Here is a 25,318-nt window from a genome sequence, read left to right on the forward strand (position 1 = left end):
AAATTATCTAATTGGCTAATTTTCTCATTGGCACATTCATAATTTATATGTTGAGATATTTGTCTAAGTAATCTGAGCGCTCTTTTAAGCTGTTGATGTAAGCGTCTTCCTGGTGTTCAGAAATAATTTCATAATTATATCGTCTGAAAGTTTGGATAATCTCGTTCAATGGACCAGTTCCAATTTTTACTGTAATCTGAACATTTTCAAGATCAGCTTCAGAAATAAAACAGCCAAGGACTTTGCCATTATTGCTTTCGACAATTTGAGCAATTTGTCCCATAGAATAATCCAAAAGCCCTTTTTGGACAATTATGATTCCTCCTTGTTCTTTTAGAAAAGGAGTTTCCTGAAAGAATTTCATGATGTCTTCCATTTCATAATAGCCAATATAGCTATTGTTTTCGTCTAATACAGGAACCGTATTGGTGTGATTTTTGGCAAAAACCTCAAGAACGTCAAGCCAAATCATAGATTTTCGGGCAAAAAAACGTTCTAAAGTGTATTTGTAGTCAATTGCTTTTTTATCGGTGTCAAAAGTTTCAATATCATCAGCCGCAATGCTGCCGATGAAAATCCCATCTTCTAGAATTGGGAAATGAGAAAAATTTACATCGATAAAAAAATCCTGAATCGAGGCTATCGTTTCCTGACTATCAATCGCTCTGAAATCATTGGTGATATAGTTTGTAATTTCTGTCATAAATCAATTGAAGATATTTCCTTTGCAAAATAATCAAAAAATACCAAAAACTACGACGTTTTACTTTGTATTTTTGTCTTTACAAATATAGTGTTACTAGAATTAATTATCTATTTATATGACAAAGTTAAGTGTTAATATCAATAAAATTGCAACTTTAAGAAATGCACGTGGCGGGAATGTTCCTGATTTATTAAAAGTAGCTGTCGATATTCAGAAATTTGGAGCTCAAGGAATTACGATTCATCCACGTCCCGACGAGCGCCACATACGCTATCAGGACGCTCGCGATTTAAAAGCAATTGTTACGACAGAATATAATATTGAAGGAAATCCGCAACATAATTTTATTGATTTGGTTTTAGAATGCAAGCCTGATCAAGTAACGCTGGTTCCTGATGCAATTGGAGCAATTACATCTTCTGCAGGTTGGGATACTATCAAAAATCAAGAATATTTGACTGAAGTTATTCAGGAATTTCAGAGAAACGGAATCAGAACGTCAATTTTTGTTGATCCTGTTTTGGAAATTATTGAAGGAGCAAAAAAAACAGGAACGGACAGGATTGAATTATATACAGAAGCTTTTGCGCATCAATACGAATTAGGAAATAAAAACGGAATTGAGCCGTACACGAAAGCGGCTGTATTAGCAAACGAATTAGGTTTGGGAATCAATGCTGGACATGATTTGAGTTTAGATAACATTAAATTCTTCAAAGAGAATATTCCGGGCTTATTAGAGGTTTCTATTGGCCACGCTTTAATTTCGGAAGCGCTTTATCTTGGATTGGATAATACTGTAAATATGTATCTGAATAAATTGAAATAAATCTTCAAAGTAAAAATAAAAATATGCTTTATTCAAAAATAGAAGGCGAAGGAAAGCCATTCATTATCATGCACGGTTTTCTGGGGATGTCTGATAATTGGAAAACACTTGCCGGACAATATGTAGAAGCCGGTTTTCAGGTTCATATTTTAGATTTAAGAAACCACGGGCGCAGTTTTCATTCAGATGAGTGGAGTTATGAAGCAATGGTTCAAGACGTGTTTGAATATTGTCAAGCAAATAATTTGACAAAAATTGATATTCTTGGGCACTCGATGGGAGGAAAAGTGGCAATGCTTTTTGCAACTACTCATTCTGAAATTGTCGATAAATTAATCGTGGCAGATATTGGTCCGAGATTTTACAAACAGCATCATCAAGATATTTTGGCTGGATTAAATGCAGTTGATTTTTCTGTTAAGCCAAGCCGAAATGACGTTGAAGCAATCGTTGCGCAATATGTGCCAGATTTTGGTACGCGCCAATTTTTGCTTAAAAACTTATATTGGAAAGAACCAGGACAATTGGCTTTTAGATTTAATCTAGAAGTTTTTAATAATAATCTGGATGCAATTGGAAAACCTTTAGCTGAAGGTTTGGTTTTTGATAAGCCAACATTGTTTATAAGAGGAGGAGATTCAGGCTATATTCAAGATGAAGATGTTGATGCGATAAAAGAGCATTTTCCGAATTTAAAACTGGAAACAATTCCAAATGCAGGACATTGGCTCCATGCTGAAAATCCGCAACTGTTTTTTGAGTTGACAGCAGGGTTTTTGAAAGAGTAGTTTTCTTTTGATGAAAATTTTATTACTTTTAAATGAATTTTAAACCTGAAAAACTATGAAATTATTACTTAGACTTCTTGTTACTGCAGCTTTGGTTTTGTTATTATCGAACCTTTTGACGGGTGTTGTAGTCACTAGTTTTGGAACCGCTGTAATTGTTGCAGTAGTTTTGGGCTTGTTGAATATTTTTATAAAACCTATTTTGGTGATTTTGACTTTGCCGGTAACAGTGGTGACACTTGGTTTGTTTTTATTGGTCATAAATGCAGTAATGATTTTATTATGTACTAAAATTGTTGGCGGTTTCGCAGTCGATTCATTCTGGACCGCATTAATTTTTAGTGTTATTTTGTCTGTTCTGCAATCGATCACTTATAAAATACTGGGAGACGATAAATAAAACAAATTGAGCAGATTAAAACTGCTTCAAATACAATAGATTAAAAACTTGGTTGGGTTGCAAAAATTTTATAATTTTGCAACCCAATTTTATTACGTAAATTAAAGAAGAAGATGGATATTAAAAGAGTAGCAATAGACGCTGTAAACGAGACGATTGTTATGAACGTTGTTCATATGGATTATAAAGGTCAAGTAGCAAAAAGAATTAACGAAAAAATGCCTTTAGCGCAAGTAAAAGGATTTAGAAAAGGTGCAGTGCCTAAAGATCTTGTTGAAAAGCAATATGGAAAAGCAATTAAACAAGAAGAGATTAAAAAAGTAGTTGATTTGGCTTTAGAGCGTTATATTCAATCTGAAAGATTAAATCTTTTAGGAACTCCTCTTGCTAAAGTAAACGAAAACTTTAACTGGGATGCTGAAGAATTGACTTTTGAATACGAAATTGGTTTAGTGCCAAACTTCGAAATTGATTTAGAAGCTAAAAATAATATCGTAAAATATATCGTTACTGCTGACGACAAATTAATCGACGGACAAGTAGAGCGTATCCAAAAACAATTTGGAAAAGCAATTCCACAAGAAGTATCTGATGCAAAATCTGACTTGACTGGAACTTTCTCAAGCGAAGCAAACGGAATCAATAATACAACTACAATTGCTGTTGATGCATTCAGCAAAAAAGCTCAAAAACAATTCACAGGTAAAAAAGTTGGAGATGTTGTTACAGTAAGCACAAAAGGTTTATTTGAAGATGACCACCAATTAATGGATTACTTAAAAGTAGGTCACGAAGGTGTTCACGGTTTAGATGTTGAAGTAAATTTCACTATTGAAGCAATCAACGGTTCTGAGCCAGCTGAATTAAACCAAGAATTATTTGACAGGCTTTTTGGTGAAGGTAAAGTTGCTTCTTTAGAAGATTTAAAAGCTAAAATTAAAGAAGATGCTGAATCTCAATTCGCACAGCAAGCTGACCAAAAATTATTATTAGATGTTCAGGATTTCTTGATCGAGAACACTAAATTTGATTTGCCAGCTGAATTCTTGAAAAAATGGTTGCAAACTGTTGGAGAGAAAAAACTTTCTGCTGAAGAAGCTGAAGTAGAATACGCAAGATCTGAAAAAGGTTTACGTTTCCAATTAATCGAAGGAAAAGCTTTAGCTCAAAGCAATATCCAAATTACATTTGAAGACTTAAAAGCTTTTACATCAAATGCTATCAGACAACAAATGGCTCAATTTGGTCAAACAAACCCAACTGACGAAGAAGTAGAAGGAATCGTGGCTAGAGTTTTATCTAACCAAGACGAAGTGAAAAGACTTTCTGAGCAAGTTGTAGCAGCTAAAATGTTAGATATCTTCAAAGAAAAAGCAAACCCTACAACTAAAGAGGTTACTTACGAAGAATTTATTGCAGCTTCTTACGGAGAATAATTTCTAAGAAAACAATTATATTGGAGCGTCAGGATTTTTTTCCTGACGCTCTTTTGTTTTAATTTATTTTTGATTACTTTTCAGGAGCTAATCCAGCTATCCGTTACAAGTTTTTTCATTGCTGTCTTTTTTTGTAAGGCATAAAAAGAGCTTCCGTTGGTCGCTTTTTTCTACCAACAAAAAATAGTTGCCATTTCAAAAAGCTTTTCACTACTATCTGGGCTAATTTTAGACAATTATTATTTTACTACGATTGTATGAAAAAATGGATTTTTTTCTTAAGAAAGATAAAATTGATTGAGAGTTTTAGTGTTGAGATTCCATTGTCGCTTAATGATTTAGTAAAAAAAATAGATATTCTCTTATATGAAGATAGATCTGGTTTTTTTTCGGGTACTTATTCGAGTAAAACCCAATTTATTGGCAAGGTAAATAAGAAAGGGTTTGAAATTAGAAATAATTTGATGCAGATGACTAAAGGTAAAACTGTAGTGATAGCTTATGGCTCTTTTACTGATTTAAATGAAAAAACGGAAGTAAATATTGAGATTAAAGGTTTTGATAAGTTCATGCATTTATTTTACGGTATGCAGTTATTATTCTATTCAATATTAATTTTATATTTAATATTTCACACTGACAGAATAATAAATCAACTTCATTCGTTGCCATTACATTCATCATTTTGGGGTATAGTAACAAATGTCATTATTCTAGGTTGTTTGTTTTTTGGGATGACAATTTATCCTTATTTTAAAATGAGAAAATCTATGGAAGAAATAGAAGATGATTTGAGAAGAGAGTTATGTCAAATAAGTAAAGAATAAAATAAAGAGACAGTTTGTCACATGAAATAAAAAGGTATGACCTTTGATGAAATGAAAATATACGTTAAATAAAGTAAACTTAGAACAGATACATATGAACTACGGTAAAGAATTCAAAAAATTTGCTACAAAGCACCAAGGAGTAAACGCTATGTACTATGACAAAATCATAGCAGCGATGAACCCAACGAACATGACTCCATATATTATCGAAGAGCGCCAGTTGAACGTTTCTCAATTAGACGTTTTTTCAAGATTAATGATGGACAGGATTATCTTTTTAGGAACAGGTATCGACGACCAAATCGCGAATATCGTTCAGGCACAATTATTATTCTTAGAAAGTGCTGATGCTTCAAAAGATATTCAAATTTACTTAAACTCTCCAGGAGGAAGTGTTTATGCAGGTCTAGGAATTTATGATACAATGCAGTACATCAAACCAGATGTTGCTACAATTTGTACAGGAATGGCAGCTTCTATGGGAGCAGTTTTATTATGTGCGGGAGCAGAGGGAAAACGTTCTGCATTGCCACACTCAAGAGTAATGATTCACCAGCCATCTGGAGGAGCACAGGGTGTTGCTACAGATATGGAAATCAATTTACGTGAAATGTTGAAATTGAAAGATGAATTATACAACATTATTTCGCACCATTCTGGACAAACTTTTGACAAAGTGCACAAAGATAGTGAGCGTGATTACTGGATGAAAGCTGATGAAGCAAAAGAATACGGAATGATCGACGAAGTATTAAGAAGAGGATAAATTTTTAAAAGATTCTAAGTTGCTGAGATGCTAAGATTCTAGGTTTTCTCTTTAACTTGTAAATCTAAAAATAATATTAAGCTGCAAAGAATTAAGTTTTTAAGTTTTAATTAAAATAAAAAGCTTAGAAACTTAGTATCTTTGCAGCTTAGTAACTTAAATAAAGAATGGCAAAAGTAGTTTTAGAATGTTCGTTTTGTGGAAGAAAAAAGCCAGAAACTAATTTATTAATTGCCGGGATTAATGCACATATCTGCGATAAGTGCATTGAGCAGGCGCACGGAATCGTATTAGAAGAATTAAAATCCAGCGGAAATGCTAAACTGGTTGGGGACTTAATTTTAAAGAAACCAAAAGAAATCAGAGCTTTCTTGGATCAATATGTTATTGGTCAGGATCAGACTAAAAAAGTAATGTCGGTTGCGGTTTACAATCACTACAAACGTTTAATGCAACAGCAATTAGACGACGAAGTTGAGATTGAAAAAAGCAACATTATAATGGTAGGACAAACCGGAACAGGAAAAACATTAGTTGCAAAAACGATTGCAAAAATGTTAGACGTTCCTTTGGCAATTGTTGATGCAACGGTATTGACAGAAGCTGGTTATGTTGGAGAAGATGTTGAAAGTATTTTAACGCGTCTTTTGCAAGCTGCAGATTATGATGTAAACAAAGCAGAAAGAGGAATCGTATTTATTGATGAAATTGATAAAATTGCTCGTAAAAGCGACAATCCGTCAATAACTCGTGACGTTTCTGGAGAAGGTGTTCAACAAGCGTTGCTAAAATTATTAGAAGGAACGATTGTAAATGTACCGCCAAAAGGAGGACGTAAGCATCCAGACCAGAAATTTGTTGAGGTTAATACTCAAAACATCTTGTTTATTGCAGGTGGAGCTTTTGATGGAGTAGAACGTATTATTTCAAAGCGTTTGAATCGTCAAGCAGTTGGTTATTCGACTTCTAAAAATGCAGATAATATCGACAAAGACAATTTATTGCAATATATTATTCCGAAAGACATTAAAGATTTTGGATTGATTCCAGAGATCATTGGTCGTCTTCCGGTCCTAACGCACATGGATCCTTTAGATAGAGAAACATTGCGCGCAATTTTGACACAACCTAAAAATGCATTGGTAAAACAATATCAAAAATTATTTTTAATGGATGATGTTGAATTCAGCATTACAGATGAAGCTTTGGATTTTATTGTTGATAAAGCTTTAGAATACAAATTAGGAGCTCGTGGATTGCGTTCGTTATGTGAAGCAATTTTGACAGATGCAATGTACGAACTGCCAAGTTCGGATGATACAACTCTGACAATCGACAAAGAATATGCAGAACATACTTTGAGTAAAAATTTATTGAAGCGTATGGAAATTGCTTCGTAATTATTAAAAATATATTTTCTAAAACCTGTTCATTTATTTGAACAGGTTTTTTTTATACTTTTTCAGAAAGATTTCCGTTTCAGATTTTATGTAAATTGCAGATATGAAAAATATGATTTTTGTAATTGGTTTGGCTGTGATTTTATCTTGTAATCAAAAAGATAATAAAGAAATAATTGTTTCTAAAAATGAAAGCAAAACTGAAATAATGGAAAAATCGACACCCCGAATCGAGATTAATTACAGTAAGTTTTATAAAGAGGCAAAAGAGTACACAATTAAAAACAATTTAAATAAAGATAAATTCATTTTGATTGATTTGGGATTGCACTCTGGTTTAAAACGATTCTTTATTTATGATTTTAAAAAGAATACAATTGTAAAATCTTGTATGGTTAGTCATGGTTGTGGTGATAATCAATGGGGAAGGACTTCTTCTAAAGAAAAAGTGCAAATTAGTAATGAATTTGATTCGCATTGTTCTTCACTTGGAAAATATGTGATTTTAGATCGCGGTATAAGTGAATGGGGGATAAAAGTCAATTATATTTTGCAGGGAAAAGACAAGACCAATTCAAATGCGAGAAATCGTGCAATAGTTTTGCATTCCTGGGAGGCAGTTTCTGAAAATGAAGTTTATCCAGAAGGAACTCCAGAAGGCTGGGGTTGTCCGGCAGTTTCAAATGAAAGCATGAAAGAAATCGATGAACTTTTGAAAACGAATAAAAAAGTTTTAATGTGGGTTATAAAATCCTAATTTTTGATGTTTTGAAAACAAAAACTTCTCATTTAGCCCTGATCGAAACGGCATCCTTTTGTGGTGGGGTTCACCACAAAAGATATAGTGGAGAGCAGGACAGGACTTCTTTTGAAACTGATATTTCTGCTCCTAAAAATTACTGAACCCTAAACTTCTCACGATATTCAATAGGTTTCATTCCAACCATTTTATAAAATACTTTTCTGAATGCTTTTGGGTCGTTATATCCTGTTTTTTCGATTATTTCTGAAATTGAAAGCTGTGTTTGTTCCAAGTATTTTTTAGAGCTTTCAACTCTGATGTTTTGTAGATATTCAATTGGCGGAATTCCCGTTACTTGCTTAAATCGGCGCGTCATGTTGCGGGCGCTTGTTGGAATATCTTTTGTGATTTCTTCCAGTTTTTCAATGGTATGATATTGACTTTCGATTTTTTGCTGCAACTGCGCTACCAAAGCATCATTGTGTAAGTGATTTGGTCTGAAAGTACTGAAATAACTTTGTTTGTATCGATTCAAATCGATTGAAAAGATTTTGGCAATTTGAACCGCAATTTCGTTGCCACAGTATTTTTGAACCAAAAGTATAAGCAAATGAAATGATGAGGTAGAGCCACCGCTTGTATAAAGACTTCCATCAGCAGTCAATGTTTCGTCTGGTTTTAGTTTCACTAACGGAAAAGCTTTTGTAAAAGCACTGCACGCGTCAACATGCGTGGTTGCAAGTTTTTCGTTTAATAATCCAGAAGCAGCGAACAAAAAAGCGCCAGTACAAAAACTAGCTAGTTCAGCTCCAGATTGATGTTGTTTTTTCAACCACGGAATAAAATTTCGGTTTTTTGCAATCATACCACTCATATCATCAGTAGTGAAAGCGGGAATTAGAATAAGTTCCAAATCGATGTTTGAAGTCTCAATGGCCTGAACATCATATCCAAATAAATTTTTTTGCGTAATTTGTTCAGCCGATTGAAATAGCATAATATCAAAAGGTTTTTCAGCATCTTTGCTTAGTTTATTGGCCGTTTCAAAAACTTCTAAAATCGCAGCTATACTCAATAATTTATAGTCGTGCGGTACGATCAAACCTGTTTTCTTGCTCATGACTTTTTCTTTTTTGGAATATTCTAATTCTTACAAAAGTAAACAAATTGTCTTAAATGACCCTAAAGTTGACTTTTATTGTCGTTTTAAACTAATCTTAAAATTTTACATTTGCTTTGATTAATTTGTAATTTTATAAAGATGAAAACAAAGATATTCTTAAATCTTCCGGTAAAAGATTTAAATCGTTCAATTGCTTTTTTTACTAAAATGGGTTTTTCATTTAATCCAAAGTTTACAGATGATAAAGCAACATGCATGATAATTGGTGAAGATATAAATGTGATGCTTTTGGTTGAAGCGTTTTACAAAACGTTTACCCACAAGCAAATTTGTGACGCCGCAACAGCTAGCGAAGTTTTAATTTCTATTTCGGTAGAAAGCCGAGAGCAGGTTGATGAATTGGTAAAGAAAGCAGTTGATGCAGGCGGAACGGATTACATAGAAGCAAAAGATTATGGCTGGATGTACCAAAGAGCTTTTCTTGATTTAGATGGCCATCATTGGGAGCTGTTCTTTATGGATGAAAGTCAGATTCCAAGTAATTAAAATGATTTCGGTAGAAGTTACAGTTAGGGTGCCAATAGAAAAAGTTTGGGATTTTTGGATTACGCCAAAGCATATCCAAAACTGGAATACAGCTTTTGACAATTGGTACACGCCTCATGCTGAAAATGATTTGAAGGAAGAAGGAAAGTTTAAGTACGAAATGACATCAAAGGATAATACTGGAAGTTTTGATTTTGAAGGAATATACACTAAAATTGAAAAATTCCGTTTAATAGAATACCAACTTTCAGATCACAGAATCGGGAGTGTTTATTTTGAGGATTTTGGTGATCAGGTGAAAATCATTGAAAAGTTTGAACCAAATAAAAACGATCCTGAAAGTATGCAAGAAAAGTGGTGTCAGGATGTACTTGATAACTTTAAAAATTATACAGAAAACAGTTAAAAAGATTTTTAAAACTAAATTTAGAAATAATGATAACAATCAAAAATACAGTAAACGCACCGATAGCTAAAGTTTGGGAATATTGGAACACACCAGAGCATATTACAAAATGGAGTTTTGCTTCGCCAGACTGGCACACGCCATATGCAGAAGCTGATTTGAGAGAAGGCGGAAAATTCAAATCGACTATGGCGGCTAAAGATGGCAGTATGAGTTTTGATTTTGGAGGCGAATTTACATTAGTAAAGCCTGAAGAAGCGCTTTCGTATGTTTTAGGCGATGGCAGAAAAGTTGAAATTACCTATACTGAAACAGCAAACGGTGTAGAAATCGTGGAGCGTTTTGATCCTGAAACAGTAAATCCTGAAGAAATGCAACGCGCAGGTTGGCAGGCGATTTTGGATAATTTTAAAAATTACGTAGAGAATAATTAGTTTTTAGGAGCAAAGGCTCAAAGGTGCAGAGGTGCAGAGGTTCAAAGATTGCAATACAGATTAAACTTAAATTGACTTACATAACTAATGGTTTAAATAAATTGTTTAACACAAAAAATCTAAAAAAATGACAAAACAAATATGGTTGAATCTTCCTGTAAAAAATATAGCAAAAGCGAAAGATTTTTTCTGGAAAATAGGTTTTTCGTTTAATGAACAGCACGATACGCCAAGTTCAACTTGCATGGTGGTTGGTGAAGGACATTTTGTAGTAATGCTTTTTGAGGAAATGCTTTTTTCTAGTTTCTCTCAAAATGCACTTACAGATACAAAGCTAAGTTCTGAAGTTTTGATTTCTATTGATGCCGAAAGCAGAGAAGAAGTTGACGAATTGGCTAAAAAAGTGACAGAAGCCGGAGGAACTGTTTTTGCAGCACCAGCAGAAAGCCAAGGCTGGATGTACGGTTGTGGATTTGCAGATTTAGATGGCCATAGATGGAATGTTTTGTATATGGATTTTAGTAAATTATCTTAATTATGGAAACATTAGAATTTAAGAGTAGAATTAAAGCTCCCGCGGCAAAAGTTTGGGAAGTTTTATGGGATGATGACACTTATAAAGAATGGACAGGTGCTTTTTGCGAAGGTTCATATGCTGTAAGTGATTGGAATGAAGGCGACAAAATTCATTTTATGTCACCAAATGGCGAAGGAATGAACAGTCTTATTGAGAAGAAGATTCCAAATGAATATATGGCTTTTAAGCATATAGGCGAGATTAAAGATTTCAAAGAACTGCCACTCGATGAAGAAACAAAAAAGTGGAGTGGTGCAATGGAAACCTATCGTTTGTTATCAGAAGATGGATTTACTGATTTGACGGCACACGTTGACGTTGTCGAAAAGTACATTGACTATTTTAAAGAAGCTTTTCCTAAAGGTTTGGAGAAAGTAAAAGAGTTATCTGAGAAGTAGAAATAGATTATAGAAGAAAGAGATGAGGTTTGATCTTTTGCTTCAAAAAAAAATAAAAATTTATAACTAACAATTAAAAATAAAAAAAATGGCAACAGTAAACCCTTATTTGTTATTTAATGGAAATTGCGAGCAAGCATTCCTATTTTATAAATCCGTTTTTGGAGGAGAATTTCCTTATATCGGAAAATTTAAAGACATGCCAAAAGAAGAAGGCTGTGATGAAGTTTCTGAAGCAGATGCTGAAAGAATCATGCACGTTTCATTACCAATTGGAGAGACAATTTTAATGGGAAGTGACAGCTCGACAAGATTTGGAGATCTTCCTTTTGGAGAAAATTTTTCAATTTCGATTAATACTGAAAGTGCAGCAGAAGCAGACCGAATTTTCAACGGACTTTCAGCTGGAGGAAAAGTGGAAATGCCGATGAACAAAACTTTCTGGGGCGCTTATTTCGGAATGTTCAAAGATAAATTTGGAATCAACTGGATGGTGAATTTTGATGAAAATCAACCGGCGAAATAATCATTAAAGTTATGTTATTCTAAAAGCGGAACATAATTGTTAAATTACTTTAAAAAGCGCATGTATATGCGCTTTTTCTTTGCAAAAAACAAGGATTATTCTTTTTTATCACCAATAGATTGCCGATTTTTGTCGCTTCAAAATCAATAAAGAAAAAATGGCAATAGAGGATAAAGAAATTATTTTATTAAAAGTTTCAGGACACGATAAAATAGGGGTTACAGCGGGTCTAACAGCTGTATTGGCGGCTTATGATGCTAATATTTTAGATATCGGTCAAGCCGATATTCACGATACACTTTCTTTAGGAATTTTATTCGAAATTGCTGCGGGTTCGTCTTCTGCACCAGTTTTGAAAGACTTGCTGTTTAAAGCTTACGAACTGGAAATTAAAGTGAAATTTATTCCAATTTCTATTGAAGATTACGAAACGTGGGTAAAATCACAATCAAAACAACGCTATATTATCAATATTTTAGGCGAAAAACTTGCCGCTTCTCAATTGGCGGCGGTGACTAAAATTATGTCAGACCAAAACCTGAATATTGATTCTATTATACGATTAACAGGGAGAACTTCTATTGTTGAGAAAGAACAATACCCTCGTTCTTGCATTCAATTATCTGTAACAGGCGAAATTGTAAATAAAATTGACATGACAGCTAATTTTATGGAAGTTTCAAGAACCCTTAATGTCGATATTTCTTTCCAAGAAGATAATATTTATAGAAGAAATCGTCGTTTAGTGTGTTTCGATATGGATTCTACTTTGATTCAAACTGAAGTTATCGACGAATTGGCAGAGTTGAATGGAGTAGGAGATCAGGTAAGAGCAATTACAGAATCAGCAATGAATGGCGAAATTGATTTCAACGAAAGTTTCAAAAAGCGTATGGCTTTGCTTGAAGGTTTGAGCGAAGAAGTTTTGCAAAATGTTGCCGTTAATTTGCCAATCACACAGGGCGCGCACCGTTTGATGAAAGCTTTGAAATACTACGGTTATAAAACCGCAATTCTTTCTGGAGGATTTACTTATTTTGGAGAATACCTGCAAAAAGAATTGGGAATTGACTACGTTCACGCCAATCAATTAGAGATAAAAGACGGTAAATTGACAGGAAAATATATAGGTGATATTGTTGACGGCCAAAAGAAAGCCGAGCACTTAAAAGCAATTGCTGAGAAAGAAGGAATCCACATCAACCAAACTATTGCCGTGGGCGACGGAGCAAACGATTTGCCAATGCTAAATTTAGCAGGATTAGGAATCGCTTTCCATGCAAAACCAAAAGTAAAAGAAAGCGCTTCAACCTCAATTTCAAGTTTAGGTCTTGATGGTGTTTTGTATCTTTTAGGGTACCACGATCGATATATTGATATGATGTAAATCTATTTTGTCATTTCGACCGAAGGGAGAAATCACACACGAAACTCGACAAAGATTGGCGACATTCTATGCGGAATTTCTTGTGTGATTTCTCCCTTCGGTCGAAATGACAATATTGAGAAAATCTCACCAACTTAGAATCTTAGCATCTTAATAATGGCATGTCCCTGCGGGTCGGGCTATCCGTTTCAATCTTTTGTGTCTCGTTAAAGAAACGAGACACAAAAGGATTTCCACTTCTATCCCTCATGCGAGTTTAGTGGAATTAGAGGTTTTTAATTTAAAATAGGTAATTACTCTTTTGCGGTGATGAATGAAAGTTGCTTGTTTACAATCTTCATTAATTCTTCTCTAGTCATTTTAATGTCAGAATAATTTTCTGAGATAACTTCTAATGTTACGTCCTTGAAGCGAATGACAAAATGTTTATAATTTGAATAATGGATATCTAAATGTTGAGGATGTTGGCGATTATTACTTTTTAATTCATGAATCCATTCAGAGTTGTAAACTTGATAGAAACCATATAACTCAATTCCAGTTATGTAATTAGTCATTCCAATTTCATCATTTGGATATCCATACTTGTAAATTTTGAACTTAAAATTTAATGCTTTTATTAGATCATTTTTTTCTTCTAATAAAAGGAAGAGATCGTTTTGACTAGAGATAATGAAATTATTATGAATAAAATTATAATTACTGTTTAGTTCGATTTCTTTGGCATATTGATTTGAAGATTCTACTTCCAATCCCAATAATTTTAATAGTTTCATCTATGATTTAATTGATTGTTAGTATGGAATTAGAGTAATAATTCGTAAAAAATTGTAAAATATTCTATTAAAAATTACATCTCCTTCAACTGCTCTAAATAATCCCTTTGATTCGAAAGTCTAGGAATTTTATGCTGACCACCTAATTTATCTCTTTCTTTAAGCCAATCATAAAATAGATTTTCACGGGCAACATTAATCACCAAAGGATTTAACGTCATATTGTTGTAGCGTTTCGCTTCGTAGTCTGAATTTAAAGTCTGCAATGTTTCATCCAAAACTTTTTGGAAAAGACCAACATCAGCTGGTTTTTTCTTGAATTCAATCATCCATTCGTGTGCGCCTTTCTCTTTGTCGTGCATAAAAATAGGAGCAACCGTATAATCGATAACTTCGGTTTGAGTGACTTGGCACGCTTTAGCAATAGCTTGATCTGTATTTTCGACCATCAATTCTTCACCAAAAACATTAATATGATGTTTGGTTCTTCCGGTAACTCTTATTCGATACGGATTCAATGATGTAAAACGAATGGTGTCGCCAATTAAATAACGCCATAAACCGGAATTGGTCGTAATAACAATGGCGTAGTTTTTATTCAATTCAACATCAGCCAAACGAACCACTTTTTGGTTTGGAGTCCCAAAAGTGTCCATTGGAATAAATTCATAGAAAATTCCGTAATCCAACATCAGCAATAAATCACTAGAATAATTCAAGTCTTGAATAGCAAAAAAGCCTTCAGATGCATTGTAAATTTCGTAATATTTAAAATCAGAACTTGGCAGGATTTTTTTGTATTGGTCTTTATAAGGAGAAAAACTCACACCTCCGTGAAAGTAAACTTCAAGATTTGGCCAAAGTTCCAGCAAGTTTTGATTTCCTGTATTTTCTAAAACCTTATTCATTAAAACCAGCATCCAGGAAGGTACTCCGGCAAAACTGGTTACATTTTCGTTTTTTGTTTCATTAATGATTGCTGCAATTTTGCTTTCCCACTCGCTCATCAATGAAGTTTTACTGCTTGGCGTACTGCTGAATTCAGCCCAAATTGGCATATTCTCAATCAAAATTGCCGATAAATCACCAAAAAAAGTATTGTTGTTTTCATAGATCTGAGAACTTCCGCCCAAACGAAGACTTTTTCCTAAAAACAATTCAGAATCTTCATTATTATTCAAATAAAGACAAAGCAAATCTTTGCTTCCTTTATAATGACAATCTTCTAGCGCTTCGTTGCTTACCGGAATAAATTTGCTTTTGGCATTTGTAGTGCCGCTTGATTTGGCAAACCATTTAATTGGAGTTTCCCAAAAAACGCCTTGCTCGCCTTGACGCGTGCGCTCAATCAACGGTTGCAATTCTTCATATGTAGAAATCGGGACTCTTTCCGCAAAAGTCTGATACGAACTTATTGAAGCAAAATCATATTTTTTTCCAACAACCGTATTTTCTGAAGCTGTCAATAAATTATGCAACAGTTCTTCCTGAACTTCATTCGGATATTTTAGAAAAAGTTCAATTTGGTGTATCCTTTGTTTAAGGACCCAAGATGCGAAAGAATTGATGATAGATACAGGCATGAGTGAATTTTAGATTTTAGATTGCTGATTTTAGATTTTAGATTTGACGTCCCACGTAAAATCAAGAAATTTAAAATTTGAATATCAATAGACAAACACTAACTTTGTCATATTATCAAAAATAGTATTTTTTTGTAAAAAAAACCATTCTATGTTGAGTAAAGATTCTAATTAAATTGAATTAAAAATTAAATTCTGAACTCAAAAGAAGTAAATCTAAAATCTAAAATCAGCAATCTAAAATACAATGACTTATCAAGGCGTACTTACAAAAATGCAGACAGAAATGGGAAATCCAATTCAATATTATTTGGTTTTCGAAGATAGTTTCTTAAGTATGAATCAATTATTGAATAAGCATATTGAAATAAATTTTGTAGGTTTTCAGTGTTTAAATTGCGGCAAAAAGAAAAAAATCTACAGACAAGGTTTTTGTTATGAATGTTTTTATTCAAGTGCTGCAGTTGGTGATTGGATTATGCGCCCAGAATTGAGTACCGCTCATTTAGGAATTGCAGATCGTGATTTAGATTTTGAATCAAAAGCACAGTTACAACCCCATATAGTATATCTAGCGTTTTCAACTGAAGTAAAAGTTGGAGTGACCAGAAAATCTCAAGTTCCAACAAGATGGATTGACCAAGGCGCAACGCAGGCAATTGCAATTGTTGAGGTTCCAAATCGTTACTTGGCGGGAATTACTGAGGTCGCTTTGAAAGATCATTATACAGATAAGACCAATTGGAGAAAAATGCTTCAAAACACAACAGAATCATGTGATTTGATTCTCGAGAAATCAAAAGTGGAGAGCTTGATTCCAGCTGAAGTAAAGGATTATTTTTATAGTGAAAAAAATGACGTTTACGAGTTAAATTATCCGGTATTGAGTTATCCGGCAAAAATCAATAGTTTGAACTTAGATAAAACGCCATCATTTCAAGGAAAATTAGTTGGAATAAAAGGACAATATCTATTATTTGAAAACGGAACAGTTTTTAATATCCGTGGTTCTGAAGGTTATGTGGTTACCATAAATGTCTAGTATAATCTACCATTCGTCTATTTGTTTTTAGCTTCTGTCTATTAAATATAAAAAAGCGCCAAAATCCTTGTATTTTCGGCGCTTTTTAAAATTAATGATGAGAATTCTGTTAAATTAATTTACAATTATGTAATATTTACTTATTCAAAGATTTTAATTTTAAGAAAAATTTAACTTACATTTGGCCAGTTCAATACCACTGAATTACCAAGTCAGGCAAGAACTTTTTTTAATTCTAAAAACAAAATGAATGAGTAACTTAAAAAAAGTTAACGGATTCAGACGCAGTTTAATGCGTAGTTTAACCAAGAACATTGGTCGCTCGGATATGCAAAAAGGCGAACCAATCAATAAAGGCGAAATCAAGAAAGTATTAATCGCTAGACCAAATCAGAGATTAGGGAATTTGATTTTAATTTCACCTTTAGTCCAGGAAGTAACTAAAACATTTCCGAATTGCAAAATCGACTTATTTGTCAAAGGAACTTTAGCTCCAATTGTTTTCGAAAATTATGAAAACATCGACAAAATAATTGATTTGCCTAAAAAGCCTTTCAAGGAATTAATCAAGTATTTGAAAGTTTGGACATTGATCCGAAAACAAAATTACGATGCTGTAATTAATGTCGATCAAAACTCATCGTCAGGAAGATTGGCAGTGAAATTTTCGGCTGCGAAATATAAATTTTTTGGTGACTTGCCAGAAAATGTGCAGTTGTCTTATGAAGATTATTCTCATATTGCAAAATATCCAGTTTATAATTTTAGATATGCTTTAAGTCAATTAGGCATTGAAGATAAAAAAGAGCCAGTCGATCTTATTGATTTAAAATTGTCGCAAGATGAAATTGCAAAAGGAAAAACAATCTTGAATGGAATTGTTGATGAAAATAAAAAATCGATTGCCATATTTACTTTTGCAACTGGAGAAAAATGCTATCGCGTAGAATGGTGGGAAGAGTTTTATACTGCTTTAAAAAAGGAATATGAAGCAGATTACAATATTTTCGAAATTTTGCCAGTTGAAAATGTTTCCCAAATAAATTTTCAGGCACCGTCGTTTTATAGTAAAGATGTTCGTGAAATTGGTTCTGTAATGGCTAACAGCGAAGTGTTTATTGGAGCAGACAGTGGCATCATGCATTTGGCAAGTGCTTCAAAAGTAGCTACGGTTGGATTGTTTTCAGGAGCCAATATTAAAAAATACGAGCCTTACGGAAATAACAGTGTTGGTGTTGATACCAATACAAACTCGATTTCTGATTATATCCAAATAATAAATTCGATTTTGAACAAATAATAAATTGCTATCAGCTATAAAAAAAATCCTGCTCCATAAAGAGCAGGATTTTTTTATGAAAATCAATTCAGATTTTAGTTTTTCTTCTTAAATAATCCATTCAGCAAGTCGCTTGCTTTTTTGGTTACTTCTTGAGTTTTTTGTTCTTTTTCAGTTTTTGCAGCCTGAGTTGTATCTTTTGCTTTTGTGTTTTTATTGATCAAATCAGTTAAAGCAGCAGTACCTTTTTGCGTTAATTTTTCTTTTTGCTGATTTGCAACTTGAGTTGCTAAACTGCTAACAGCTGTTTTCATGTCCGTACTGATTTTCGGACTTGAAAAATTACCTGTAATCATCGCATTGATCGGAATGTTTTCCAGTTTTGCGGCATCAGCTGGCGACATTTTTGCGATCAGAGCATTTGCTTCGCTTCCTAAATATTTGGCAGGAACATCAAATTTCAAGTTGTAATTCATAGTTTGGTCAAAACCATGAGTTCCTCCAACTGTTACTTTTATGTCTTGATATTTAATATCGAAAGGTTTCACATTTACTTTTCCGTTATCAAAAGTCAAGGCCGCTTTAATGTCATTTAAATTTACCTTATTCATATCGATAAATTTAATATTTGAGCTAAGCGAATTAAGCAAAGTGGAGTTTTTAGCATTTACCGTTGTTGATAGCAATTGTCCAATCAAATCTCCCGAAATAGATTTTAAATCTGGAGTTAATTCATTTGCATCAAGATTTCCATTTAATTTGATGGTTGAGTTCAGTTTCCCATTAATGATTCCAGCAATTGGCGCAATTTTTTTCATCATGTCTAATTGCGTAAAAGTCTGCGCAATATCAACTTGATTGAAACCTAAATTCATATCAAATGTTGGCACTTTTTCTTTTGTTGAAACTGCTCCAGTCAAACCAATTGTTCCTCCAAAAATTGATGTTTTGAAGTTTTCTAAAAGTGCTTTTTCATCTTTGATGATTAGTTTTCCAGAAACATCTTTCAGTTTTAAATTGTCATATAAAACTGTTGTTGCTTTTGCGTTTAAAGTACAGTTCAAGAATGCTGGAATTTTCATTGCTTCAGCAGGTTTTGCTGGAGTTTTTGTTTCGGTCTTTGCAGGCTCGCCAGCGGTCATGAAATCATCAACAGCTAATTGATTCGAACTCATATTGAAGTTTCCTTTCAATTCTTGTTTTTTGAACATGAAACCGTAGAAGTTTTCTAAAACTCCATTGATTGCAAGATCGCTTTTTCCAGTAGTTGCATTAAATTGTTTTAAGTTGATTTTGCTTGGATTAAACTCAACTAAAGCGGTGCTGATGTTCATTGCTTTCCCGTTTTCGTCAGTATATTTAAATCCTGACAAACTCATAGTTCCAGCATTTTTGATGTTTTGATATTGACTTTTTTCAACAGAAGCCATGTCAAAATTAGTCGTAACATCAGCTTTCAGAATACCAGCAAGAGGTTTATCCATTTTAATTGGATATGCTTTTGAAAGATTCGCCAAGTTGATTGTTCCTTTCAAAGCAGCATCAACCATTGGATTTACGGTAATGTTTTTAATATTCGCTTTAGCGTTAAAAACGTCTTGGTCAATTCTGAAAGACAGTTTGTCTAAATTGACGTAGGTGTCGTTTAGAATTCCTGTTTCGTTTATGATTTTAGTGTCAATTACGATATTTTGAACTGATTTTGGCAAGTTTGGATATTGAAATGAAGAGTTGCTTGAAGCAATTTCAATATTGAATTTAGGAACAGTAGTATCTGTCAATTCTCCTTTTGCAAAACCATTTACGGTAAAATCTCCGGTAGTTTTTACGCCTTCTAAACTTGATGCATAAGCAGAAGGAATTAAACCTAAGAAGTTTGTAAATGATGAAGTCGGGGTTTTAAATTTTAAATCGTAGATCTGCGCTTTTTCAGTCATTTGAATGAATCCGTCAAATTCTAATGGTAATTGATTGATCAAAGCTTTATTCTCTTTAAAAGTATATTTGCTTTTTTCAAGATCGATTCCTAAAATCGCGTCCAAAGTCAGTTTTACATTTTTCATGTAATTGATTTTGTCCATATCCAAAGATACTTTTGCAGTAGATTTTGTTGTTAAATCTAGTTTTGAATTGGTAAAATCTCCAGTTCCTTCGTGGTTTAAACTGTCGATAACCATTTTAATTTTAGAACCTTGATCGATATATCTGAAAGTGAAATTTTCGATTTTATAGTTCTGAATTTTTAAAGCAAGAGGTTTGCTTTTTTCGTCTTTGCTTTCTTCTTTTTTATCTTTTAAAGCAATGTCGAAGTTTCCAACACCATCTTTATTAAAAATAATGTTGATTAAACCATTTTCAGACGTAATTCCTTGAATGCTCAACGGTTCGTCTTTTCCTTTGAAAAGTTCTTTGATGCTCATTTTTAAGTTTAGTTGGCCTAAAGAAACCAAAGTGTCACCTTCAAAAGGAGCTTTGTTGATAATTACCAATTTTTCAATCCCAACAGCTGCATTTGGGAAGTTTTTAAATAAACTTAAATCGGCATCAGCAAAACTTACTTTCGCATCAACACTTTCGTTGATTGCTTCGGAAATTTTTGCCTTGATCTGATCCTTAAAGAAGTAAGGAATGGCAAATAGTGCGGCCACAAAAACCACAATTACAATGGCGGTTATTTTTAAAATTTTCTTTAACATATTTATAGATTTGAGGGTTTTACTTAAAATCAGACTCTGCAAAAATAGTTTTTTTTGCCAAAGAGCGAAGATAAAGTTTTCTTAAAAAAGTAAGAAATGGATTATTTTTGTTGAAATAAAAAATCCGTTTGAAATTATCAAACGGATTTGCTATTAGTGTTGTGTCTGTTTTTTTATGAAGGAAACAATTTTGTTAGTCAATACTTCTGAAATTGGCAAGGTTTCATTATTATAGCTGTCAAAATTTGCTTTATTATCACCATCAATTATTTTCAGAATATGATTCATTTTGTCTACAATTACCAATTCAGCATTGGTATTTGCTTTTGATAAATTTTCAGCATCCGTAATGCTTACTTGCAAATCACTGCTTCCTTGAAGAATTAAAACAGGAACAGTCAGTTTTTTAATTTCTGTTTGAGGATCATATTTAAACCAAGAAATCAAATAAGGCTGAATGCTTGGCCTGAATAGGGAATTTAAAAGCGGGTCAACTTTGTTTACTTTATTTCCAGCTTTTAAACTATCAATAATCGGGAAAGTCATTTCCTCGATCTGCTTATTTGATTTAGAAGAAATCTGCTCTTTTAACAATTTGTCTGCCGATTCGCCCGCTCCGGCAATCGAAATAAATTTGTTTGCCTTTGCGCCCGCAATCATCCCAATTAATGATCCTTCGCTATGACCAATAACTGTTAATTGTGAAAAGCGTTTATCTTGTTTCAAAAAGTTGATCCAGCTTTTGGCATCTTCTGTATAATTTTCAAAAACCAAAGTCGATTCTGTTGGCGCTGATGCTTTGCTTTCGCCAATTCCTCTTTTGTCATATCGTAATGATGCGATTCCGCTTTTTGCTAAAGCTTCAGCAAGCATTTTCAACGAATTATTTTTCATCTTCGGATTATTTCCGTCTCGATCCGTTGGGCCAGAGCCTGAAATAATCAAAGCAACTGGACACTTTTTTGTTACATCAGGAACAGTCAGTGTGCCGTAAAGCTGGTCGATATTGATTTTTAAAGTAACATTAGTTTCCTTAAAAGTATGTTGTTCTGTGTTTTGAGCATTTACAACAGAAAAGAGTAAAGCGCTCAAAAACAAAAAGATCTTTTTCATTTTTTAAGATTTGAATTACTTAATGTTAATTCCAAAAGGCATCATCGCCTGAACCCCTTTTTGTTTTTGAAGTTTTTTAATCTGCTCAATCATCAAGTAGTTTTCTTCGCCGATTTCTTCTTTTATGAAAGCTTCTTTGGATTTTGCAAAAGGCATTTTTGATAGAAGATCCCCAAAAGTCTTTTCGTATTCAGGATAATTTTGCGTTGAGTATGTTTTTACTTTAGCCATTTTAGCAGCTTCGGCAATAGCATCGTTTAATCCACCAATTTTGTCCACTAAACCAATTTTCAAAGCTTCGCTTCCAGACCAAACTCTTCCTTGTGCAATAGCATCAACTTGTTCAAAAGTCATTTTTCGTCCCTCTGCAACATGCGTTACAAAAGTTTTGTAGATATGTTCAACGCCTTCTAAAGTGAAAGCTTTGAATTTTTCATCAACAGGAACAAACGGACTATAATTTGCTGCGTTTTCGTGTGTTTTTACTTGCTCAGTATTAATTCCTAATTTGTTCGCTAACGGACTGAAGTTTGGCAATATTCCAAAAACCCCAATAGAACCTGTAATTGTGTTGCTTTCGGCGAAAATTTTATTAGCATTGCAAGCAATATAATAACCTCCAGAAGCCGCATAATTACCCATTGAAACCACTACAGGTTTTACTTTTTTAGTTACTTCAATTTCTCTCCAAATCAAATCTGAAGTCAAAGCGCTTCCTCCTGGGCTGTCGATTCTTAAAACTATTGCTTTTACGTCATCATTTTTTCGAGCTTCTTGAAGTGCGCGTCGCATAGAGCCTTCGCCAATAACGTTGACATCTCCTTCGCCGCTTTCAATTTCGCCTTGAGCGTAAATAATTGCAATTTCGTCAGTTGCAGTGTTTGTTAACGCGGTTGTAACATTATTTTGTGTATAATCTTCAATTGAAATTTTATTGTAATCATCATCGCCAGTTACTTTCAATTGTTTTTTTATGGCGTCATGATAAACATCTTCATAAGCTATAATATCAACTAACCTGTTTGCTTTTGCCAATTCTGGCGTTCTTGCTAACAAGCCATTTGCAATTTCGTTCAATCTTGGAAGCGGAATATTTCGGCTTTTTGAAATATCGGCAGAAACCGTTGACCAAATTGAATTTAATAATGCAGTAACTTGTTCTCTGTTGGCATCGCTCATTTTATTTTCTAAAAATGGTTCGACAGCACTTTTGTATTTTCCGTGACGAATAACTTCCATGTGAATTCCAGATTTGTCTTGGAAATCTTTGAAAAACATTACTTCAGATGAAAGTCCTTTGAAATCTAATTCGCCTGCAGGATTCAAATAAACGGTATTGGCAACAGAATTTAAATAATATTCTTTTTGCGAATAAGCATTGGCGTAAGCCCAAACAAATTTTCCAGATTTTTTGAAGCTTTCAAGAGCGTTTCTCAAATCTTTGTATTGCGCAAGTCCAAGTGAAGATTCATCATTCAAGATTGAAATTCCTTTTATATTATCGTCTGTTTTTGCCGCTTCAATGGCGTTGATGACATCGGTTATGCCGATTCCTTTTTGTTCTGAAAAAACAGTTACCCAAGGATCTTTATATTTTCCGGCATAGTCGTTTTTGATTTCTTTTAAATTCAATTCGATAACCGAATCCTTTTTTACCGAAACCGTATCGTCTCCTCCAAATATTGCCCCAATAAGGATTACTCCAAAAAAGAATATCATGATAAATACAAAAATACCAATCACTGTGGCAATTACATTTCCTAAAAACTTCATAAGTGTATTTTTTTAATAAGTAGCAAAAAAGCCTCTTTCGTTACAAATATATTTAAATGCGATTTAATTATAGAATCCAATTTATGAAATATTTGTAGATTTTACATTTTCAAACTCGATAAATAATACAACCGATTCTAAATTGTTTTTAGTTACTTTGCATTAATTATGAAGTCACAGCATCAAGTCGTTTTATCAATAGGAAGTAATCAAGGAAACAGATTAGCAAATATCGAAAGTTGTATTGCTCTAATACATCAAGAAGTGGGCACTGTTATCAGGGTTTCAAAACTATACGAAACTCCAGCTTGGGGATTTGAAAGTGATGCTTTTTATAATTGTGCACTGCTTTTGCATACCACTTCATCAGCGCAAAAAATATTGAATCAAGTTTTAAAAGTCGAAAAACAATTAGGAAGAATTCGATCCAATCAAGAAGGTTATCAGTCTCGAGTTATTGATGTCGATATAATTGCTTTTGATGCCGAAATTATTGAAACTGAAAAATTGCAGATTCCGCATCCATTAATGCAAAACAGAAATTTTGTTTTGTTGCCATTTAATGATTTGAAATTAGATTGGAAACATCCCGTTTTGCAGAAAACGATTCAGGAATTAATTGCAGTTTCTCCAGATGATAGCATTTGTACTGCAGTTCAAAACTTGAAAAGTCCGTTGCAGGAAATTGCTTTAGAGAATTTCAATTATATTGCTTTTGAGGGGAATATTGGCGCTGGAAAAACAACATTAGTACATAAAATTGCCCAAGATTTTAATGCCAAAACTGTTTTGGAAGGTTTTGCAGATAATCCTTTTTTGCCAAAGTTTTATAAAGATCAAAATCGTTATGCATTTCCTTTAGAAATGTCTTTTTTAGCGGATCGTTATCAGCAATTATCAGACGATTTAAAACAGTTTGATTTGTTTAAAGATTTTATCGTTGCCGATTATCATATTTTCAAATCTCTGATTTTTTCTAAAATAACGCTTGGAGAAGACGAATATCGATTGTACAGAACTTTGTTTGACATTATTTACAAAGAAATGCCAAAACCAGATTTGTACATTTATTTATATCAAAATACAGAACGTTTGCTTCAAAACATAAAGAAACGCGGTCGCAGTTACGAACAAAACATCGAAGCGACTTATTTGGATAAAATTAATACTGGTTATTTGGATTACATCAAATCTCAAACTGATTTGAATGTTTTGATAATTGATGTTTCGGAGCGTGATTTTGTGAAAAAACATGAAGATTATCTTTTTATTCTAAATGAAATCAAGAAAAAAATTGAGTAATACCTCAATTAGGAATGTGTCAATTAGAGAATGTGTCAATTAGAAAATTAGATGATTTTATGTGGTTTCAATAGCATTTTCTAATTATCAAATTGACAAATTATCTCATTATATAATTCCAAGTTGTTTTCGAAGTTTTACAGATAATTTTTCCTGCACCAGATGATACGACTGCTGAATGTATTTTTCCCACTCAGATTTTTTCATTCGCGTTATGTCATCAATTAAAACCCATTTGTATTTTGCAACATAAGGTGCAGGCTTGAAACCAGGTTTGGTGCTCATTTCTTCAAATTCTTCATCCAAAACTTTAAATGAAGCCGAAGTTGGATTTTGATCAAGTCCAACAACACAATACATTTTGGTTCCAACAGAAAATACAAGATCATGATCCCATTTTATGTCTTCTGTTGTTCCAGTTAGCTTTTGGCATATTTCGCGAATTGTTTCTATATCCATA

26 protein-coding genes are annotated in these 25,318 nt (G+C 33.3%); 18 read left to right on the forward strand and 8 right to left on the reverse strand.

Annotated features, from left to right (window positions below; genetic code table 11):
- Positions 1–43: 43 nt before the first annotated feature.
- Positions 44–703 carry a CBS domain-containing protein gene (locus tag EYY60_RS10565; protein WP_026730675.1) on the reverse strand — a complete coding sequence of 220 codons (660 nt, stop codon included), beginning with the start codon at positions 701–703 and terminating at the stop codon, positions 44–46.
- Between the two features lie 118 nt (positions 704–821).
- Here EYY60_RS10565 and EYY60_RS10570 point away from each other — a divergent pair, with 118 nt between their 5' ends.
- The 8 genes from EYY60_RS10570 (at position 822) to EYY60_RS10605 (ending at position 7,912) form a co-directional block, all read left to right on the forward strand.
- Positions 822–1,535, forward strand: a complete 714-nt coding sequence (locus tag EYY60_RS10570) for a pyridoxine 5'-phosphate synthase (RefSeq protein ID WP_132989317.1) — start codon at positions 822–824, stop codon at positions 1,533–1,535.
- A gap of 23 nt (positions 1,536–1,558) precedes the next feature.
- On the forward strand, positions 1,559–2,323 hold the full coding sequence (locus EYY60_RS10575; RefSeq protein WP_132989318.1) for an alpha/beta fold hydrolase: 765 nt from the start codon (positions 1,559–1,561) through the stop codon (positions 2,321–2,323).
- A gap of 55 nt (positions 2,324–2,378) precedes the next feature.
- Complete coding sequence (locus EYY60_RS10580) at positions 2,379–2,723, forward strand: phage holin family protein (RefSeq protein WP_132989319.1); 345 nt, start codon at positions 2,379–2,381, stop codon at positions 2,721–2,723.
- 113 nt (positions 2,724–2,836) lie between these two features.
- Complete coding sequence (locus EYY60_RS10585) at positions 2,837–4,159, forward strand: trigger factor (RefSeq protein WP_132989320.1); 1,323 nt, start codon at positions 2,837–2,839, stop codon at positions 4,157–4,159.
- Positions 4,160–4,416: 257 nt separating this feature from the next.
- Positions 4,417–4,986 carry a hypothetical protein gene (locus tag EYY60_RS10590; RefSeq protein WP_132989321.1) on the forward strand — a complete coding sequence of 190 codons (570 nt, stop codon included), beginning with the start codon at positions 4,417–4,419 and terminating at the stop codon, positions 4,984–4,986.
- 94 nt (positions 4,987–5,080) lie between these two features.
- The gene (clpP, locus tag EYY60_RS10595) at positions 5,081–5,755 is read left to right on the forward strand and encodes an ATP-dependent Clp endopeptidase proteolytic subunit ClpP (protein WP_132989322.1); all 675 of its coding nucleotides are present in this window, start codon (positions 5,081–5,083) and stop codon (positions 5,753–5,755) included.
- Between the two features lie 167 nt (positions 5,756–5,922).
- Complete coding sequence (gene clpX, locus EYY60_RS10600) at positions 5,923–7,155, forward strand: ATP-dependent Clp protease ATP-binding subunit ClpX (RefSeq protein WP_132989323.1); 1,233 nt, start codon at positions 5,923–5,925, stop codon at positions 7,153–7,155.
- Positions 7,156–7,258: 103 nt separating this feature from the next.
- Positions 7,259–7,912: a murein L,D-transpeptidase catalytic domain-containing protein gene (locus tag EYY60_RS10605; protein WP_132989324.1), complete on the forward strand. Its 654-nt coding sequence runs from the start codon at positions 7,259–7,261 to the stop codon at positions 7,910–7,912.
- A gap of 139 nt (positions 7,913–8,051) precedes the next feature.
- On the opposite strand, the gene EYY60_RS10610 is transcribed toward EYY60_RS10605, so the two are convergent.
- A complete protein-coding gene (locus EYY60_RS10610; protein ID WP_132989325.1) occupies positions 8,052–9,017 on the reverse strand; it encodes a GlxA family transcriptional regulator in 966 nt (321 codons plus the stop codon).
- Positions 9,018–9,158: 141 nt separating this feature from the next.
- Here EYY60_RS10610 and EYY60_RS10615 point away from each other — a divergent pair, with 141 nt between their 5' ends.
- The 7 genes from EYY60_RS10615 to serB all read left to right on the forward strand — a co-directional run bounded on the left by EYY60_RS10615 (position 9,159) and on the right by serB (position 13,294).
- Positions 9,159–9,566, forward strand: coding sequence for a VOC family protein (locus EYY60_RS10615; protein WP_132989326.1), 408 nt, complete (start codon positions 9,159–9,161; stop codon positions 9,564–9,566).
- Complete coding sequence (locus EYY60_RS10620) at positions 9,541–9,972, forward strand: SRPBCC domain-containing protein (protein ID WP_235832318.1); 432 nt, start codon at positions 9,541–9,543, stop codon at positions 9,970–9,972. Before EYY60_RS10615 ends, EYY60_RS10620 begins: the two co-directional genes overlap by 26 nt.
- Before the next feature lie 29 nt (positions 9,973–10,001).
- Entirely contained in the window at positions 10,002–10,406 is a 405-nt protein-coding gene (locus EYY60_RS10625; protein ID WP_132989327.1) for an SRPBCC family protein, read from the forward strand.
- 127 nt (positions 10,407–10,533) lie between these two features.
- The gene (locus tag EYY60_RS10630; protein WP_132989328.1) at positions 10,534–10,941 is read left to right on the forward strand and encodes a VOC family protein; all 408 of its coding nucleotides are present in this window, start codon (positions 10,534–10,536) and stop codon (positions 10,939–10,941) included.
- 2 nt (positions 10,942–10,943) lie between these two features.
- Positions 10,944–11,381 carry an SRPBCC domain-containing protein gene (locus EYY60_RS10635; protein WP_132989329.1) on the forward strand — a complete coding sequence of 146 codons (438 nt, stop codon included), beginning with the start codon at positions 10,944–10,946 and terminating at the stop codon, positions 11,379–11,381.
- Between the two features lie 88 nt (positions 11,382–11,469).
- Entirely contained in the window at positions 11,470–11,907 is a 438-nt protein-coding gene (locus EYY60_RS10640; protein WP_132989330.1) for a VOC family protein, read from the forward strand.
- Between the two features lie 157 nt (positions 11,908–12,064).
- Positions 12,065–13,294, forward strand: coding sequence for a phosphoserine phosphatase SerB (gene serB, locus EYY60_RS10645; protein ID WP_132989331.1), 1,230 nt, complete (start codon positions 12,065–12,067; stop codon positions 13,292–13,294).
- A gap of 293 nt (positions 13,295–13,587) precedes the next feature.
- On the opposite strand, the gene EYY60_RS10650 is transcribed toward serB, so the two are convergent.
- Both EYY60_RS10650 and EYY60_RS10655 read right to left on the reverse strand, forming a co-directional pair.
- A complete protein-coding gene (locus tag EYY60_RS10650) occupies positions 13,588–14,046 on the reverse strand; it encodes a hypothetical protein (RefSeq protein ID WP_132989332.1) in 459 nt (152 codons plus the stop codon).
- A gap of 98 nt (positions 14,047–14,144) precedes the next feature.
- Positions 14,145–15,653: a GH3 auxin-responsive promoter family protein gene (locus EYY60_RS10655; protein ID WP_132989333.1), complete on the reverse strand. Its 1,509-nt coding sequence runs from the start codon at positions 15,651–15,653 to the stop codon at positions 14,145–14,147.
- A gap of 247 nt (positions 15,654–15,900) precedes the next feature.
- Here EYY60_RS10655 and EYY60_RS10660 point away from each other — a divergent pair, with 247 nt between their 5' ends.
- Together EYY60_RS10660 and EYY60_RS10665 are read left to right on the forward strand one after the other, a co-directional pair.
- Positions 15,901–16,695: a DUF2797 domain-containing protein gene (locus EYY60_RS10660; protein ID WP_132989334.1), complete on the forward strand. Its 795-nt coding sequence runs from the start codon at positions 15,901–15,903 to the stop codon at positions 16,693–16,695.
- A 250-nt stretch (positions 16,696–16,945) separates the two neighbouring features.
- On the forward strand, positions 16,946–17,995 hold the full coding sequence (locus tag EYY60_RS10665; RefSeq protein ID WP_132989335.1) for a glycosyltransferase family 9 protein: 1,050 nt from the start codon (positions 16,946–16,948) through the stop codon (positions 17,993–17,995).
- Positions 17,996–18,069: 74 nt separating this feature from the next.
- Here the strand turns inward: EYY60_RS10665 and EYY60_RS10670 are convergent, their stop codons facing one another.
- The 3 genes from EYY60_RS10670 to sppA form a co-directional block, all read right to left on the reverse strand.
- Positions 18,070–20,670 (reverse strand): AsmA-like C-terminal region-containing protein, encoded by a 2,601-nt coding sequence (locus EYY60_RS10670; protein WP_132989336.1) that lies wholly within the window; start codon positions 20,668–20,670, stop codon positions 18,070–18,072.
- A gap of 153 nt (positions 20,671–20,823) precedes the next feature.
- Complete coding sequence (locus tag EYY60_RS10675; protein ID WP_132989337.1) at positions 20,824–21,783, reverse strand: alpha/beta hydrolase; 960 nt, start codon at positions 21,781–21,783, stop codon at positions 20,824–20,826.
- Between the two features lie 15 nt (positions 21,784–21,798).
- Complete coding sequence (gene sppA / locus EYY60_RS10680; RefSeq protein WP_132989338.1) at positions 21,799–23,556, reverse strand: signal peptide peptidase SppA; 1,758 nt, start codon at positions 23,554–23,556, stop codon at positions 21,799–21,801.
- A gap of 168 nt (positions 23,557–23,724) precedes the next feature.
- Here sppA and folK point away from each other — a divergent pair, with 168 nt between their 5' ends.
- A complete protein-coding gene (folK, locus tag EYY60_RS10685) occupies positions 23,725–24,858 on the forward strand; it encodes a 2-amino-4-hydroxy-6-hydroxymethyldihydropteridine diphosphokinase (RefSeq protein WP_132989339.1) in 1,134 nt (377 codons plus the stop codon).
- Between the two features lie 108 nt (positions 24,859–24,966).
- On the opposite strand, the gene EYY60_RS10690 is transcribed toward folK, so the two are convergent.
- Positions 24,967–25,317, reverse strand: a complete 351-nt coding sequence (locus EYY60_RS10690) for an MmcQ/YjbR family DNA-binding protein (protein ID WP_132989340.1) — start codon at positions 25,315–25,317, stop codon at positions 24,967–24,969.
- Position 25,318 lies beyond the last annotated feature (1 nt).

The sequence above is a fragment of the Flavobacterium zhairuonense genome, from assembly GCF_004352915.1.
Classification (GTDB): domain Bacteria; phylum Bacteroidota; class Bacteroidia; order Flavobacteriales; family Flavobacteriaceae; genus Flavobacterium; species Flavobacterium zhairuonense.

Bases quoted from the DNA above. Each gene is read 5' to 3' on its own strand.
- EYY60_RS10565 (WP_026730675.1), bottom strand. From the start codon at position 703: ATGACAGAAATTACAAACTATATCACCAATGATTTCAGAGCGATTGAT.
- EYY60_RS10570 (WP_132989317.1), top strand. From the start codon at position 822: ATGACAAAGTTAAGTGTTAATATCAATAAAATTGCAACTTTAAGAAAT.
- EYY60_RS10575 (WP_132989318.1), top strand. From the start codon at position 1,559: ATGCTTTATTCAAAAATAGAAGGCGAAGGAAAGCCATTCATTATCATG.
- EYY60_RS10580 (WP_132989319.1), top strand. From the start codon at position 2,379: ATGAAATTATTACTTAGACTTCTTGTTACTGCAGCTTTGGTTTTGTTA.
- EYY60_RS10585 (WP_132989320.1), top strand. From the start codon at position 2,837: ATGGATATTAAAAGAGTAGCAATAGACGCTGTAAACGAGACGATTGTT.
- EYY60_RS10590 (WP_132989321.1), top strand. From the start codon at position 4,417: ATGAAAAAATGGATTTTTTTCTTAAGAAAGATAAAATTGATTGAGAGT.
- clpP (WP_132989322.1), top strand. From the start codon at position 5,081: ATGAACTACGGTAAAGAATTCAAAAAATTTGCTACAAAGCACCAAGGA.
- clpX (WP_132989323.1), top strand. From the start codon at position 5,923: ATGGCAAAAGTAGTTTTAGAATGTTCGTTTTGTGGAAGAAAAAAGCCA.
- EYY60_RS10605 (WP_132989324.1), top strand. From the start codon at position 7,259: ATGAAAAATATGATTTTTGTAATTGGTTTGGCTGTGATTTTATCTTGT.
- EYY60_RS10610 (WP_132989325.1), bottom strand. From the start codon at position 9,017: ATGAGCAAGAAAACAGGTTTGATCGTACCGCACGACTATAAATTATTG.
- EYY60_RS10615 (WP_132989326.1), top strand. From the start codon at position 9,159: ATGAAAACAAAGATATTCTTAAATCTTCCGGTAAAAGATTTAAATCGT.
- EYY60_RS10620 (WP_235832318.1), top strand. From the start codon at position 9,541: ATGAAAGTCAGATTCCAAGTAATTAAAATGATTTCGGTAGAAGTTACA.
- EYY60_RS10625 (WP_132989327.1), top strand. From the start codon at position 10,002: ATGATAACAATCAAAAATACAGTAAACGCACCGATAGCTAAAGTTTGG.
- EYY60_RS10630 (WP_132989328.1), top strand. From the start codon at position 10,534: ATGACAAAACAAATATGGTTGAATCTTCCTGTAAAAAATATAGCAAAA.
- EYY60_RS10635 (WP_132989329.1), top strand. From the start codon at position 10,944: ATGGAAACATTAGAATTTAAGAGTAGAATTAAAGCTCCCGCGGCAAAA.
- EYY60_RS10640 (WP_132989330.1), top strand. From the start codon at position 11,470: ATGGCAACAGTAAACCCTTATTTGTTATTTAATGGAAATTGCGAGCAA.
- serB (WP_132989331.1), top strand. From the start codon at position 12,065: ATGGCAATAGAGGATAAAGAAATTATTTTATTAAAAGTTTCAGGACAC.
- EYY60_RS10655 (WP_132989333.1), bottom strand. From the start codon at position 15,653: ATGCCTGTATCTATCATCAATTCTTTCGCATCTTGGGTCCTTAAACAA.
- EYY60_RS10660 (WP_132989334.1), top strand. From the start codon at position 15,901: ATGACTTATCAAGGCGTACTTACAAAAATGCAGACAGAAATGGGAAAT.
- EYY60_RS10665 (WP_132989335.1), top strand. From the start codon at position 16,946: ATGAGTAACTTAAAAAAAGTTAACGGATTCAGACGCAGTTTAATGCGT.
- EYY60_RS10670 (WP_132989336.1), bottom strand. From the start codon at position 20,670: ATGTTAAAGAAAATTTTAAAAATAACCGCCATTGTAATTGTGGTTTTT.
- EYY60_RS10675 (WP_132989337.1), bottom strand. From the start codon at position 21,783: ATGAAAAAGATCTTTTTGTTTTTGAGCGCTTTACTCTTTTCTGTTGTA.
- sppA (WP_132989338.1), bottom strand. From the start codon at position 23,556: ATGAAGTTTTTAGGAAATGTAATTGCCACAGTGATTGGTATTTTTGTA.
- folK (WP_132989339.1), top strand. From the start codon at position 23,725: ATGAAGTCACAGCATCAAGTCGTTTTATCAATAGGAAGTAATCAAGGA.
- EYY60_RS10690 (WP_132989340.1), bottom strand. From the start codon at position 25,317: ATGGATATAGAAACAATTCGCGAAATATGCCAAAAGCTAACTGGAACA.